The organism is Sandarakinorhabdus limnophila DSM 17366 (genome assembly GCF_945882885.1).
Classification (GTDB): domain Bacteria; phylum Pseudomonadota; class Alphaproteobacteria; order Sphingomonadales; family Sphingomonadaceae; genus Sandarakinorhabdus; species Sandarakinorhabdus limnophila_A.
Window position 1 is genome coordinate 1 of sequence record NZ_CAMCWT010000013.1, and the last position, 14412, is coordinate 14412.

The following is a 14412-nucleotide window of genomic DNA, read 5'->3' on the forward strand; positions in this document are numbered from 1 at the left end:
ACCGGTCAGGAAAGTGGAGCGGGTAGCGGGAATCGAACCCGCGCGTTCAGCTTGGGAAGCTGACAGGCTACCATTACATCATACCCGCAGAAGCCGGCGTCCGCTTGCCACCGCCATGCCCGGTTCGTCAAGCAATCAGGCCATTCATCGACCAGCAAGCCGGCGAGGCGCAGGAGTGTCCCACCCCCATACAACAGCGCTTGACGACTACATACGTAGTCGATACATCGATTACAGATGTAAACGACTCGGGTGCCGATCATGTCAGAGCGTATCAGCGAAGCCGAATGGCAGGTGATGGAGGTGTTGTGGACACAGCATCCGCTCACTGCGCAGGATGTGGCGGCCCGGCTGCAACCCACTGGCTGGGGCCTGACGACGGTGAAGACGTTGCTTTCCCGCCTCGCCGCCAAGGGCGCGCTGACCACCACGGAAGATGGCCGCCGCTATCTGTACGCACCCGCCGTTGATCGCGCCGCCATTGCCGCCGGCGAATCGCGCCGGCTGGTTGATCGCCTGTTCGGTGGCCGCCCGGCGCCGCTGGTCGCCCATTTGGCCGAACGCGGCGAGCTTTCCCCTGCCGATATTGCCGAACTGGAAGCCCTGATCCGGGAGTTGAAGCAATGATGCTGACGCCTGAATGGTTGGTAGAGGCGCTGATCGGCGCCACGCTATTGATGCTGCTGGTGCTGGCCGTGCGCAAGCCGGTGGCCCGACTGTGGGGCGCCCATATGGCCTATGCGCTGTGGGCACTGCCGGCGCTGCGCATGGTGCTGCCGGCGATTCCTGGCTGGCAGCCGCTTTATGTGCCAGTGGCGCAATCCAACCCGGAAGGCGATGTGGCGCTGGCGCTGATGCCGCCGGCCGATGCTGCGCTCTACAACCAGCCATTGCCGCCGGCCACGCTGCAGATGGGACCAGACGTGAGCCTGCTGCCGGATTGGCCGCTTCTGCTGCTCGGCCTGTGGGCGGCAGGGGCGGTGGCCTTCCTCGCCATCCAATGGGCGCGGCACGTGCGCTTCGTTGGTCAGGCGGTGCGCGACGGCGAACTGCTCACCTGCCAGGGCGGCGTGGACGTGATCGTCTCTGCCCATGTGCCCGGCCCGATGGCGGCCGGCATCATCCAGCGCCGCATTCTGCTGCCGGCCGATTTCCTCACCCGCTACTCGCCGGCCGAGCGCCGCATGGCGCTGCTGCACGAAGGAGCCCACCATGATCGGTTGGATCTTGCCGCCAATCTGGCCGGGCTGGTGGTGCTGGCGGCGCATTGGTGGAACCCGATTGCCCATGCCGCCTGGCGCGCCTTCCGCGCCGATCAGGAACTCGCCTGCGATGCTAGCGTGCTGGCCGGCAGCGATGGTGACACCCGCGCCACCTATGGCCGGGCGGTGTTGAAATCTGCCTGCGTCGCCACCCCGGTCGCCGCCTGCGCCATGAACCACAAGAGCCAGTTGAAGGAACGATTTGCCATGATGAAGGATCGCAAGCTGGGCCGTTTTGGTCGTGCATTTGGCCTGCTGGCCGTCACCGGCCTCGCTGCCGGCGGCCTGATCGCCACCGCGTCGGGTGCCCAGCCCGCACCACCGGCCCCACCGGCACCGCCCGCACCCGTCTCGCCGCCCGCGCCGGTGTCACCGCCGGCCGCTGTGTCGCCGCCCGCCCCGGTGTCGCCGCCGGCTGCGCCCAGTGCTCCGGCTGCGCCCAAGGTGATGGTGTTCACCCACAAGATCGACGGCGCGCAAGGCAAGCCCGGCGAGAAGATCGTCCGCAAGATCATCATGAAGGATGGCAAGGTGGTGTCGGACGAGACCAGCGGCGACGGCCCGCACGTGATGATGATGCACGGCGGCGGCCCGGGCGAGATGGTCAAGGTGATGGAAATCGCCGAAGGCAAGAAGATGGTGATGATCCGCCACCAGGAAATCGCCGAAATGGCCGGCAAGCACGCCGCGCTGGCTGGCAAGGACGTCGAATCCCGCATGGCCGAGGTGAAGACCCGCATGCGCGCCCGTTGCGAAAGCGACGGTGTGAAGCTGCCCGTCGATGCCGATATGGCGCAGCTCGCCACTTGCGGCATGGAAATGCAGAAGAAGGTGCGCGAGGCCATGGCCGCGGCCCGTGCTGCCATCGAGAAATCGAGGGACCTCTCCGCCGAACAGCGCGCCGCCGCGATGAAGGGCATTGATGCGGCAATGGCCAACCAACGCACCGAAGTGATCGTGAAGATGGAGAAATGATCTGATCCGCGTCTGTTTGCTCCGGCCCTCTTTGGGGCGAGCGGTACAGGTTCAGAGCATAAGGCTGGCCCCCAGCAAGAGCCCCGCTGCGGATTCCAGCCCGGCCCGGTCGTCTTCATCGAAGCGGCCGGGTTTCGGGCTGTCGAGATCGAGCACGCCGATGATCATGCCATTACGGATCAGCGGCACGACGATTTCGGAGCGGCTGTCGGCATCGCAGGCGATATGGCCGGGGAAGGCGTGCACATCGGGCACCAGCTGGGTTTCGCGGGTCGCCGCTGCCGTGCCGCACACGCCGCGGCCGAGCGGGATGCGGATGCAGGCCGGCTTGCCCTGAAACGGGCCGAGCACCAGTTCGCCTTCGCGCATCAGGTAGAAACCGGCCCAATTGAGATCGGGCAGCTGGTGGAAGAGCAGCGCCGCCATATTGGCCATGTTGGCGACGAAATCACGCTCGTCGCCGATCAACGCGGCCAACTGCTGGTTCAGCTGCACATAGCGTTCGGGCTTTGTGCCTTCGAGGGCGGGGGCAAAGAATGACATGGCCGCCGGTTAACGCCATGGCCCCGGAAACGCAAACGCCGCCGGGATGAGCCGGCGGCGTTCATTGTTGCGGGTGAGACCGAAACTTACTTCGGTGCGATCACCATCAGCATCTGGCGGCCTTCCAGGCGGGGCAACTGCTCCACCTTGGCCAGTTCTGCGGTTTCGTCGCGCACGCGCTCCAGCAGCTTCAGGCCGAGTTCGCCATGCGAAAGCTCACGGCCGCGGAAGCGCAGGGTGAGCTTCACCTTGTCGCCGTCTTCCAGGAAGCGATTGATGGCCTTCATCTTGGTCTGGTAATCATGCTCGTCGATATTGGGACGCATCTTGATCTCCTTGATCTCCTGCGTCTTCTGGTTCTTGCGAGCTGCGGCAGCCTTTTTCTGGCTTTCATATTTGAACTTGCCGATATCGAGAATCTTGCACACCGGCGGATCGGCGCCAGGGGAGACTTCCACCAGATTCAGCCCGGCTTCCTGTGCGATCGCAATGGCTTCACGGGTGTAGAGAACACCCAGATTTTCCCCGTCCTGATCGATGACACGGACCTTGGGAACAGTGATGAATTCATCATAACGCGGGCCGGTCATCGGCGCGGGCGTGTTCATCATGCGGCGTGGGGGCGGTGGTATGGCAGTCTCTCCTGTGCAGTGTTACGCGCCTCAATAGCGCGGCCGGCTCACCAGCGGCAAGAGGGCGCAGGTGAACCGGCCGGATTCAGCCAAAAAGACGGATTATTTCTTCGGCGCGAGCGCTGCCTCCAGTGCGGAGATGCCGGCCGCGGCGATCAGGCCGTCTTCCTGGCTGGTGGCGCCTGAAACGCCGACCGCGCCCACGGTCTTGCCGTCCCGCTTGATGGGCACACCGCCTTCGGACGCGACCACACCCACCGGGAAGGTGAGGTAGCGCAGTTGGCCTTCCTTCTGCAGCCGCTGTTCGAACAGGGCCGTGGGGTTGCCGAAACGCGCCGCCGTCTGCGCCTTGCCGGTGGCGATGTCTGGCCCGGCGATCGACGCATCATCCATCCGGCGCAGCGCAATCAGAATTCCGGCCGGATCGACAACCACGATGGTCACTTTCAGCCCGCGCTTTTCGGCTTCGGCGTGGGCAGCATCGGTGACTATGCGGGCGCCATCGAGCGTCAGCACCGGCTTGTCCTTGATCAGTTGCCCCGCCGCCGGGGCGGCCAGCAGCAGTGTCGCCGGGGCGGCCAGCAGCAGCGCCGCGCCCAGAAGGGAAAGGCCGCGCATCAGGCGGGCATCCGATACAGGGCGCACAATTTGTTGCCGGCCGGATCACGCAGATAGGCGAGGTAAAGCGCGCCCATGCCGCCCTGGCGCACGCCGGGCGGATCTTCGCAGGTGGTGCCGCCATTGGCGACGCCGGCGGCATGCCAGGCATCGGCCATTTCCGGGCCGGCCATGGCAAAGCCGATGGTGCTGCCGTTGCCATTGCAGGCCGGGTTGCCGTCGATCGGCGGGGTGATGGCAAAGATGCCGGTGGGCGTCATCCAGAACACCCGGCCCTTGTCGTCGGCGTGGCCGGGGCCGATGCCCATGGCGGCGAAGGTGGCGTCGTAAAAGGCCTTGGATGTGGCTGTGTCGTTGGCGCCGACCATGATGTGGCTGAACATGGGCATTTCCCCCCGTGGTGTGTGTGTGGACAGACAGGGAAGCAAATTGCCGGCGCTCTGTCGAGATGGCGTGTGCCTCTCCACGGTTAACCGGCGATCAGAACCAGAATGGACCGAGTTGCATCTTGCCGTCCGTTACCAAGCGGTTAACCATATCGGTGCGAGGGTCTGAGTTGGGGAACAATTGTGGAGATAATATCGCCGGCGTCGTCGGAGAGGGCCGACGCATGCTCAAGTCGTTGCATCCGCTTGATGGGGGTGCAGTCGGACGAGGCTGAGAAAATCGGATTGCTGGCGGCGGTCCTGGGGTGGGAGGTTGAGCCTCCTGACGGAACCGGCCGGATTCGCAGCTGGATTGGCGGCTTTCCGGATGCCTTTGGCGCCCGCGATACGGTGCCTTGGACGACAGCGGCCGGGGGCGAAATGGCGTTGGTAAAGGGCGGATCGGCCACTGGTGGTTCGATCAATAACAGGTGTTTGCAAGGCGGTTGGGCACAGTGCGATCCGGGCCGGGACCCCGGTGCCGATCGGCTCGCGCGCTCGCCTCGGCTGGTGCTGCGCCAGACTGACAATGTGATCCTGGTCGACGCCGATGACATCGCCCTGGCAGATCAATTGGCGCGCCTGGGGCTGGATCGCCTGGTGCTGCCAGTTTCGCTACCGGCGCTGGAAGAATTGCTGGCCTTTGCCGGATGACAGTGGCGTGCTGCCTGGCCCCTAACGCCAGTGGCGCCGGGTTTTGCAGTGGTAACCATTTTTCGCGCGCTTTGCCGCTGCAAGCTGATCATTCACCCGCCGTAATCGTCGCAGTGGCGCTGCAGCGCCGGGCGGATGGAGTGATGGCCAGTGACTGTTGCGCAGCGGATCTTCAGTTTCGATCAGGTGGGAAGCGCCGAATGGCCGGGCTGGGCTCAGCCGGACGGCTTTGGCGCCGTGCCGTCTGTGGGGGAGTGGGCGGTGCCGGACCAGCACCCAGCCCGACACCGAGACCCGCAGCCACCGCGCCGGCTGGTGCTGTTCGGATTGCCGCCGGGGCTGGCCGAACCGGTGACGATGCTGGCCGAAATCCTTGGCTGGCAGGTGGAGAGCTTCCCATCTTTTCTGGCCGTGTGTCCGCCGGCGCGCCTGTGTCTGGCCATGTTGCCCGCCAGTCCCGGCGAAGGCGGGCCAATAGCGGCGTGGTCGCCAGAATTAAACCTTAATGAACTCATTTCCCAAGCCGGTTTGTCCATAATGGACCAGCCCCTGTGCATCACCAGAGTGGAGCAAATGTTAGAGACCTTGGTCTGCGAACCATAGTTTGTTCGCAGGCTATGGGGGCGTAGTTTCGATGATAGACGTCGGATACGACACGGGTTTTTCGCGCGACTTCGGCGATTCCGGCTTGTTTGGTGCCGGTCGCCCGACCGCCGGAACCCTATCGGCCCGAACTGCCACAGCTGAGCCCGACAAGGCTCAGGCGGTCCTGGATGGAAATGAACGGGTCCCGCCCGAACCGGCCTTGTCGAACGGGCACGAGGGTGATCGGGCTGTGCCCGCTGCGACGCCGGTACATGACCGGTCGCATGCCGATTTTGCCGGTCTGGATCTGGCAGCCTTGCAGGCGCTGGCCGGTAGTGGTGAACCGTCCGCCGCCATTGCCCGCCAGGTCGCCGATATGGCCCAGGGCCTGGCGGCGCTGGCCGACAAACTGGTGGGCCAGCCGCAAGCCAGCAGCGCCGATGTCGCCGAAGCCGATTGCATCGCCTTTCTGGAAGGCCAGTTCCGCATCCGTCGTTGCGCGTCCGCCATCTGCCCGGCCTGTCGCTGGGTGAACCGGCGTGGGACATCTTGCTCGATCTGGCGGTGGCGCATTATTGGCGCCGCGAAACCTCGGTCACCAGCCTGTGCATCGCCGCCGATGTGCCGAGCACCACGGCGCTGCGCTGGATCAATGGCATGACCAAGGAAGGCCTGATCGTGCGGCGGCCGTGCCAGCGCGATGGCCGCCGCAGTTTTCTGGGCATTTCGCCCGAATCCTATCAGAGGATGCTGGCGCTGGCGGCCGATGCGCTGCGCACCGGGGATCGAGTCCGCGCCCGCTTTCAGCGCAGCGCGGCTGCCTGATCTGAAGCTCTACCCCATTTTTCCCAACTGGGCGGGGCGGCGGCGGGTGGCCCACGCACCCGCCGTCTTCTCCCCAGCCACAAGGCGTCGGGAACATCGCTGCACCAGAGCCGCGCTGATGGCGATATCCCCAATCAGGGGCTGGCAGGCGCTGCAACTGGCCCTATGCTGGACGATGTGACCAGCCCGCCTCTGCGCCCACCGATATTCAACATCGCGTTGCACGTCGCCTTTGCCGATGCGCTGGCGGCCGGGTTGCTGGCGCGCACGGCGGGTGATCCGCTGGCGCTGGCGCGGGCCCTGGTGCTGCTGCCCAACCGCCGTGCGGTGACGGCGCTCACCGAAGCCTTTGTGCGGCAATTACCCAATGCCAAATCAGGTGCCGAATCCGGTGGCGGCCTGCTGCTGCCGCGCATGGTGCCGGTGGGGGATCTGGATGACGGCGGTTTCGATCGGCTGGCGGCGGGCGCGGATGTGCTGCTGCCCGCCGTGGCGCCGCTGCTGCGCCGGCTGGAGCTGGCGCGGCTGGCGGGCGGCCTTCCCGGCAGCGACCGTTCGGCGGTGGAGCGGCTGCGGCTGGGCGATGCGCTGGGTGAGGTTCTGGATGCGCTGCTGGCCGAGGAAATCGAACCCGAAACCCTGCGCGCTGCCGCCGACGGCCAGGATCTGGCCGATCACTGGCAGAAGACGCTGGCCTTCCTTGAACTGATCATCGCCGTCTGGCCGGAAGCGCGCACCGGCCATGGCGGCACTGAAGGCGCATCGCGGTTGGCAGCGCTTATCGATGCCAGCATCGCACGCTGGCAGGTGGCGCCGCCCACCGGCCTGGTGGTTGCGGCTGGCTTGGCCAATCCCACCCCAGCGCTTGTGCGGCTGCTAGCTGCAGTGTTGCACCTGCCGCAGGGGCTGGTGGTTCTGCCAGGGCTTGATGATGACCCATCGGAGGCTGGCACCGCGCGGTGGGACGCGATACCGATCAGCAGCGCCGAGGGCGGCCGTGATGATCCGGGCCACCCGCAATGGGCGCTGAAGAAACTGCTGGCCGCGCTCGGGCTGGAGCGTGCGGACGTTCAACCTTGGCCCGCACACGGCGGCAAACTGGATGGCCCGCCTGAACGCGCTGCGGCGCTGCTGGCGGCGCTGGCCCCGGCGGCCGCCGTGACGGCGCCGCCACCACCGCCGCCCGCCGCCATCGATGGCCTGGCGCTGGCCGAATGTGCCACCGCGGCCGAGGAAGCCCAGGTGGTGGCGCTGGCGTTGCGCGAGGCGCTGGAGCGGCCGGGCGAGCGCGCCGCGCTGATCACGCCCGATCCGCTGCTTGCCCGCCGCGTGGCGGCGCATTGCCGGCGCTGGGGCATTGCCATCGACACGTCGGCGGGCCAACCTTTGCTGCTTACCCCGCCCGGCGCGCTGGTGTTGGCGCTGGTGGAGGCGATGGCCGAGGATTTCGCTCCGGCCCGCCTGCTGGCCGTGCTGAAGCACACGCTGGTGCGGGTCGACGATGCCGCGTTCGAGGCCGGCGTGCGCCTGGCTGATATCGCCTTGCGCGGGGTGCGGCCGGCGCCCGGTCTCGATGGTGCCGGCGCCGGCCTTGATCGCTGGTTGCACGAAAAGGATGGGCGTCACGATCGCCTTGCCACCCGGTTGATGGGCTGGTGGCACGATCTGGCCCCGGCGCTGGAGGCGCTAGATGGCCTGCGCGTGGCGACCGCCATCACATTGCCCAATCTGATGCAGGCGCTGCGCGATGCGCTCAATGCGCTGGCCGGCGATGGCGCCTGGGCCGGGCCTGACGGGCGGCAACTCGCAGCACTGGTGGCCGAAATCGAACTTCATGGCGCCCTGTTCGGCAGCTTGCGCCCCGATGAAGCCCCGGCGCTGCTTGCCACGCTGATGGCTGGCACCAGCGTGCGCGTGCCGGGGCAGGGACACCCGCGCCTCGCCATATTGGGCCCAGTCGAAGCGCAGTTGACCCGCGCCGACACGCTGGTGCTGGCCGGCCTCAATGAAGCCACCTGGCCCGGCCGCCCATCGCCCGATCCATGGCTGGCCCCGGCCATTCGCCGCGCGCTGGGCCTGCCCGGCACGGCGCGGGCGCAGGGCCTCGCCGCGCAGGATTTCCTGCGCGCTGCCAGCGCCAAGCGCGTGCTGATCACCCGTTCACGCCGCGATGCCGGCGGGCCACAAGTGGCATCACGCCTGTGGCTGCGACTGGTGGCGCAGTTTGAACGCGCTGGTGCCGATGTGCTGCCGCGCCGGGACGATCTGCTCCTGATTGCCCGCGCATTGGATGGTGCCAGCGGCGGGCCACGGCCGGCACCGCAGCCGCGGCCCAACCCGGCGCTGTCCCTTCGCCCCCGCCGCATCAGCATCACCGAGATCGACACGCTGATCGCAGATCCCTTCGCCTTCCACGCCAAGCATATCTTGAAACTGCGCAAGCTTGATCCGCTCGATCAGGATCCCACCGCGATGATGCGCGGCAATCTTGCCCACGAGGTGCTCGACAAGTGGGTCGCCGCCCGTCACGGCAGCCTGCCGCAGCTGCAGCAGATCACCGCCGAAGTGCTGAGCAGCGCCACCTCGCATTTCCCGCTGCTGGCCGCCGCTTGGGTGCCGCGCATCCAGCGGGCGCTGGGTTGGGCGGGCCAAGAGATATTGAACGAGGAAGACGCCGGCTGGGCGCAGATGCTGGCCGAAGTGAAGGGCGAGTTGGAGTTGACCGGCGGGGTGATGCTGAGCGGCCGCATCGACCGATTGGACCGCCATGCCGACGGCAATCTGCGCGTGATTGATTACAAGACCGGCACACCGCCATCGGGCACGCGGGTCAAGGCGCTGGAGGCCAACCAATTGGCGCTGGGGCTGGGGATCGCGGTGGCTGGCGGCTTGCGCCATGGTGACAAGCCGGTGCCGGGCGGCAATGCTGGTGCCATCGAGTATTGGCAGCTGAACGGCAGTGGGCGGGAAAAAGGCAAGCGCAGCAATCCGTTGGGCAAGGGCGCCGATGTGCCCGATCATGTGACCCGCGCGCTGATCCGGGCTGAGCAATTGGTGGCGCAGTATCTGCTTTCGCAGACCCCGTTCCCGGCCAAGCTGCAGCCGCAATGGGCCTGGGGTGACTTTGATCATCTCGCCCGCGTCGCCGAATGGATCAACCGGCGGGAGCGCCAATCGTGAGTGGTGGCATGAACCGGGGACGCACCAAGCCGCTGGAACCGCTGAAGCCGGCGCAGGCCGCCGCTGCCGATCCTGAGGTCCATGCCTGGGTCGCGGCATCGGCCGGCACTGGCAAGACGCAGGTGCTCTCCGCGCGTGTGCTGCGCCTGTTGCTGGCCGGGGCGCGGCCGGATGCGATCTTGTGCCTGACCTTCACCAAGCTGGCCGCCGCCGAAATGCAGGACCGGGTGATGGCGCGGCTGGCGCGTTGGGCCGGCTGTGATGAGGCCGGGCTGGCCAGCGATCTTGCCGCCATCAGTGCGCCCACCGATGCGGAAACATTTGCCAACGCGCGCGGGCTGTTTGCCGCCGTGCTGGAGGCGCCGGCCGGTCTGGCCATCCAGACCATTCACAGTTTCGCGCAAGGGCTGATCGCCAGCTTCCCGGTGGAAGCCGGCATCACGCCAGGGTTTCAGACGCTGGATGACCGTGCCGCTGCGCTGCTGCGCCGCCGCGTGCTGACCGACGCACTCACGGATACGTCCAACCCCAAGTTTCTGGCTGATGTGGCCGAAATCGCGATCGATGGCGGCGAGACCAGGCTGCACGCCATCATGGCCGCGCTGTCCCGCCACAGCGCGGCGCTGGCCGAACTGCGCGTGGAAGGGGTGGAACCGCTGCTGCGCCGGGCGCTAGGGCTGGCCGATGGCGACAGCGAGGCGGCGACGCTGGCGGCGGGCATCGCGGCGCTGCCGTTACTGAAATTGCAGCAGTTCGCGCAGGCGCTGGGTCGGCAAAAAGGGGTCAACGCCCAGAAGCTTGCCGGAGCACTCGCCGGTTTTCAGGCAGCCAGCGACAAGGCGAAGCTGTGGCCTGATCTGTGGCGGATGTTCCATTCCACCAAGAATGAGCCGCTCGCGCTGACGACGCTGGTGCCCAAGGCTCTCGATGACGAAGATCTTGAATGGCGGCCTTTCTGTGCCGATCTGCAGACGCAGTTGCTAGGCCTGCGCGCCGATCTGGAACGCTGGCAGATATTGGATTTTGCCGGCCGCCACCTGCGCGTCGCAGTGCGGTTGGCGCAGGATTGGCGGGCGGCCAAGCACCGGGCCGGGGTGATCGATTATGACGACATGATCGCCGCCGCCGCGCGCCTGCTCGGCGAACCCGGCGCGGCGGACTGGGTGCGCTTCAAGCTCGACAGCCGCATCGATCATGTGCTGGTTGATGAGGCGCAGGATACCAACCTGTTGCAATGGCAGGTGATCCGCGCGCTGGTGGAGGAATATTTTTCCGGGCGCGGCCAGCGTGACCAGTTCCGCAGCCTGTTCGTGGTCGGCGATTTCAAACAGTCGATCTTCGGCTTTCAGGGCGCCGATCCGCAGATCTATGCCGATATGAAGGATGATTTCGTCGGCTTGTGTGAAGCCGAACCGGAACGCTGGAAGGAACTGCCGCTCACGGTGAATTTCCGATCGGTGCCGGCGATATTGGATGTGGTGGACCGGGTGATCGACCATGTCGGCCCGCAGCTCTTCGACCCGCAGGGGGTGGAGCCGCATGTCGCCCACAAGCCCGGTGCCGGGCTGGTGATGCTGTGGCCGCCATTGCTGCCCGACGCCGGCAGCGAGGATGAGGACGAGGCGGAGGACGATGAAGCCCCGCCGCTGGCGCAGGACATCGACATGGCGCGCCGCATCGCCGCGACCATCGCTGGCTGGCTGGCGCCGGAAACTGCGCTCATCCTGCCCGCCAGTGGCCGGCGGGCGGCGGCGCAGGACATATTGGTGCTGGTGCGCAAGCGCAGCGGGCTAATGAACGCGCTGGTGACGGCGCTGCACGAAGCCGGCGTGCCGGTGGCCGGCGCCGACCGGCTCAATCTGGCCGAACCGCTGGCCGTGGCCGATCTGCTGGCGCTAGTGCAATTCGCCTGCCAGCCCGATGATGATCTTACGTTGGCGGCGCTGCTGGTCTCGCCCTTCTGCGGCCTTGATCATCATCAGCTCATCGGGCTGGCGGCAGCACGGCCGGGCACCTTGTGGGCCGCTGTGCTGGCCAGTGACGATCCCGTCGTTGCCGCCCCGCGCGCCGTGCTGGTCGAGGTGCTGCGGTTGGCGGCGGACGTGTCGCCTTATCGTTTCCTCGAAACCATCCTCTCCGGGCCGTTGGCCGGCCGTCGCAAGCTGCTGGCGCGGTTGGGCGAGGAAGCCCGCGATGCCATCGACACCGTGCTTGATCAGGCGTTGGCCTGTGAAGCCGCGGGCGCGGCCAGCTTGCAGGCCTTCATCGCCTGGATGGCCGCCGAGGATCTGGAGGTGAAGCGCGATCCCGAAGCCGCCATCGACGCCGTGCGGCTGATGACGGTGCACGGCGCCAAGGGCTTGCAGGCGCCGATCGTGATCATGGCTGATGCCTGCCATGTGCCGCCGACGGAAAAGGGTGCGCTGGTGCTGGCGCTGAACAATGACGCGGAACTGCCGCTGTGGCTGCCGCCCGGACTGGTGGCGCCGCCGGCTTTCCTCACCGACGCGCAGAATGAACGGGTCGCCAGAGCCGCGCGCGAACATCGGCGGCTGCTCTACGTGGCGCTCACCCGTGCCGAGGAAGTGTTGTGCATTGGCGGCGCCACCAAGCCCTGCAAGGAATGGGATGTGCACCCGGAAAGTTGGTACAGCCTTGTCGGTGAGGCGCTCACCGATCGGGAGGCGGTGGACGATCCGTATTGGCCGCAACCGGTGCGGCAGTTCCGCTCTGGCCCGGCGACGGTACTGCGCGATGTCGAGGTGAAACCCGATGCGGCGCTGCTGACCACGGATCGCTGGTGGCAGCGGCAGGCCCCCACCGAAGCCCGCCCGCCGCGCCCGCTGGCGCCATCGAGTCTGGGGCCAGACACGGTGGCCGATCCGCCGCCGGATGCCGCCCGCAAGGCCGCCGCACGGCGTGGCACGGCACTGCACCGATTGTTCGAAACGCTACCGGGGCTGGCGGCTGACGTGCGGCGCAACGTGGCGCTGCAATGGTGCTTGCTGAACGTGCCTGATCTGGAGGCTGAGGAACTTGTGGCGACGGTGCTGGCCGTGCTCGACGATCCGGCCTTTGCAGCGGTGTTCGCGGCTGGTGCGCTCACCGAAGCTCCGGTGGCGGCCGTGGTGAGCGAGGCGGTGATCGCCGGCAGCATCGATCGGCTGCTGGTGAGCGAGACCGAAGTGCTGGCCGTCGATTTCAAGACCGGCAGCCGCGTGCCGGCTGGGCTTGACATGGTGCCGCCATCGCACCTGGCGCAAATGGGCGCCTATGCCGCTGCACTGGCCCGTGTGTTTCCGGGCCGCACGGTGCGCGCCGGGCTGCTCTACACCGCCGGGCCGCGCCTGATCGAGGTGCCCGCCGATGTGCTCAGCGCATGGCAGCCATCAGCCGCATTGCAGCCGGCGGGGCCAGCGCCTATCTATCCGTCGTGAATCTTATTTGCGGAGTCTTCCTATGACCAAAGCCGTGACCGATGCCAGCTTCCATGCCGATGTGATCAGTGCCGACAAGCCGGTGCTGGTCGATTTCTGGGCTGAATGGTGCGGCCCGTGTCGTATGATCGCCCCGGCGCTGGAAGAACTGAACAGCGAGCTGGACGGGGTGGAGATCGTCAAGGTCAACATCGACGAGAACCCGGATGCACCGGGGCGTTATGGCGTGATGTCGATCCCGACCATGATCCTGTTCAAGGACGGCAAGGCGGCGGCCACCATGGTCGGCGCGCGGCCCAAGGGCGAACTGAAGGCGTGGTTGACGGGCGCGCTGGCTTAAGCCGGCGCCACGACCTCCCCCAGGCGCGGGAAGTGGACATGGGCGGTGAGCCCGTCCTCCACTTCACGGGCAATGCTGATTCCGGTTGAACAGCAGCGCAGCAGTCGGCCAACGCTGGGCGCGTCCTTCGTGCCTTCTTGGGCAACGCCCACCATCATGCCGGCCACGTAGGGCGCATCCACTCCGCCGCTGATCGTGGCGGGGGTGGCGGCGCGGGCGGCAGCCAACGCATCATCGGCTGTCATTTCGCGCCGCTCGCCGTGGCCGAATCCGGCCATGCGCGCAAACCAGTCTTCCACGCCCGGCAGCGCCAGCATGGCGGCCGAATTGGCTGCCGCTGTCGGCACGGCCTTCACGAACCAGATGTTGCTGTAGAGCGCCAGATCACCCGCCCCAGGTTCGTCGCCGCCGATGAAGGCGCGGCCATCGGACAGTGTGTCCGAAAGCAATTGGCTCGCCACCAGCGCCTGGCCGGCCAGATGCGGCGCGGCGCGGCCCAGCGCGGCAAGGTCCATGCCAAAGCGGGCCTGGCGATCCTTGATGAAATCCTCGCCCATCATTTCGGGCGTCATGCCGCCCATCGCCGCGCCGACATGGGCAAAGAATTGCGGCCCGTTGGCCCAGCTTGCCACCAGTCTGTGCAGCGGGCCCAATGGCGCGGGATAGAGACTGGGGCCGGGCAGGGATTCGAGTGCCGGCAAAATCGCGCCGGTGTCGCAATAGATGTCGGCACCGATCTGCACGACAGGCGTGCGGCCATAGGCGCCGGTCAGCTGTGTCTGGTCCGGCTTGGGCATGATGCGGGGAACCAGCAGGCTGCCCCATGTGAGGCCTTTCACGCCAAAGGCGGCCCGCACCAGTTCGGCAAAGGGCGAGGCTTCATAATGGTAGAGGATCGGGATCATGGCCGGGATGATGCCCCTCAAACCGGCCTGC

The 14412-nt window shown here is 66.8% G+C and carries 14 protein-coding genes and 1 tRNA gene; 8 read left to right on the forward strand and 7 right to left on the reverse strand.

Annotation, left to right across the window (positions count from 1 at the left end; genetic code table 11):
- Positions 1-14 precede the first annotated feature (14 nt).
- A tRNA-Gly gene (locus Q7O19_RS04330) sits at positions 15-88 on the reverse strand.
- 173 nt (positions 89-261) lie between these two features.
- Here Q7O19_RS04330 and Q7O19_RS04335 point away from each other — a divergent pair.
- Both Q7O19_RS04335 and Q7O19_RS04340 read left to right on the forward strand, forming a co-directional pair.
- Positions 262-627, forward strand: a complete 366-nt coding sequence (locus Q7O19_RS04335; RefSeq protein WP_022679963.1) for a BlaI/MecI/CopY family transcriptional regulator — start codon at positions 262-264, stop codon at positions 625-627.
- Positions 624-2237 carry a M56 family metallopeptidase gene (locus tag Q7O19_RS04340; RefSeq protein ID WP_303808892.1) on the forward strand — a complete coding sequence of 538 codons (1614 nt, stop codon included), beginning with the start codon at positions 624-626 and terminating at the stop codon, positions 2235-2237. Before Q7O19_RS04335 ends, Q7O19_RS04340 begins: the two co-directional genes overlap by 4 nt.
- Positions 2238-2288: 51 nt before the next feature.
- Here the strand turns inward: Q7O19_RS04340 and Q7O19_RS04345 are convergent, their stop codons facing one another.
- The 4 genes from Q7O19_RS04345 to Q7O19_RS04360 form a co-directional block, all read right to left on the reverse strand.
- On the reverse strand, positions 2289-2780 hold the full coding sequence (locus Q7O19_RS04345) for a GAF domain-containing protein (protein WP_303808893.1): 492 nt from the start codon (positions 2778-2780) through the stop codon (positions 2289-2291).
- A gap of 86 nt (positions 2781-2866) precedes the next feature.
- Positions 2867-3391, reverse strand: a complete 525-nt coding sequence (gene infC / locus Q7O19_RS04350; protein ID WP_022679960.1) for a translation initiation factor IF-3 — start codon at positions 3389-3391, stop codon at positions 2867-2869.
- A gap of 123 nt (positions 3392-3514) precedes the next feature.
- The gene (locus tag Q7O19_RS04355; protein ID WP_303808894.1) at positions 3515-4057 is read right to left on the reverse strand and encodes a heme-binding protein; all 543 of its coding nucleotides are present in this window, start codon (positions 4055-4057) and stop codon (positions 3515-3517) included.
- Positions 4030-4413: a VOC family protein gene (locus tag Q7O19_RS04360; protein ID WP_303808896.1), complete on the reverse strand. Its 384-nt coding sequence runs from the start codon at positions 4411-4413 to the stop codon at positions 4030-4032. The genes Q7O19_RS04355 and Q7O19_RS04360 overlap by 28 nt, the downstream gene beginning before the upstream one ends.
- Positions 4414-4599: 186 nt before the next feature.
- Here Q7O19_RS04360 and Q7O19_RS04365 point away from each other — a divergent pair, with 186 nt between their 5' ends.
- Complete coding sequence (locus Q7O19_RS04365) at positions 4600-5109, forward strand: hypothetical protein (RefSeq protein WP_303808898.1); 510 nt, start codon at positions 4600-4602, stop codon at positions 5107-5109.
- A gap of 150 nt (positions 5110-5259) precedes the next feature.
- Positions 5260-5712 carry a hypothetical protein gene (locus tag Q7O19_RS04370; RefSeq protein WP_303808899.1) on the forward strand — a complete coding sequence of 151 codons (453 nt, stop codon included), beginning with the start codon at positions 5260-5262 and terminating at the stop codon, positions 5710-5712.
- 118 nt (positions 5713-5830) lie between these two features.
- Here Q7O19_RS04370 and Q7O19_RS04375 read toward each other — a convergent pair whose 3' ends face one another.
- Positions 5831-6121: a hypothetical protein gene (locus Q7O19_RS04375; RefSeq protein WP_303808900.1), complete on the reverse strand. Its 291-nt coding sequence runs from the start codon at positions 6119-6121 to the stop codon at positions 5831-5833.
- A 68-nt stretch (positions 6122-6189) separates the two neighbouring features.
- Between Q7O19_RS04375 and Q7O19_RS04380 the strand changes: the two genes are divergently transcribed.
- The 4 genes from Q7O19_RS04380 to trxA all read left to right on the forward strand — a co-directional run bounded on the left by Q7O19_RS04380 (position 6190) and on the right by trxA (position 13476).
- On the forward strand, positions 6190-6519 hold the full coding sequence (locus Q7O19_RS04380) for a hypothetical protein (protein ID WP_303808901.1): 330 nt from the start codon (positions 6190-6192) through the stop codon (positions 6517-6519).
- A 177-nt stretch (positions 6520-6696) separates the two neighbouring features.
- Entirely contained in the window at positions 6697-9699 is a 3003-nt protein-coding gene (gene addB / locus Q7O19_RS04385) for a double-strand break repair protein AddB (RefSeq protein WP_303808903.1), read from the forward strand.
- An 8-nt stretch (positions 9700-9707) separates the two neighbouring features.
- A complete protein-coding gene (gene addA / locus Q7O19_RS04390; RefSeq protein WP_303808905.1) occupies positions 9708-13136 on the forward strand; it encodes a double-strand break repair helicase AddA in 3429 nt (1142 codons plus the stop codon).
- A gap of 22 nt (positions 13137-13158) precedes the next feature.
- Positions 13159-13476: a thioredoxin gene (gene trxA / locus Q7O19_RS04395; protein ID WP_303808907.1), complete on the forward strand. Its 318-nt coding sequence runs from the start codon at positions 13159-13161 to the stop codon at positions 13474-13476.
- Here the strand turns inward: trxA and Q7O19_RS04400 are convergent.
- Positions 13473-14381, reverse strand: a complete 909-nt coding sequence (locus Q7O19_RS04400; RefSeq protein WP_303808909.1) for a glutathione S-transferase family protein — start codon at positions 14379-14381, stop codon at positions 13473-13475. The two genes, trxA and Q7O19_RS04400, sit on opposite strands and share 4 nt — an antisense overlap.
- Positions 14382-14412: the final 31 nt, after the last annotated feature.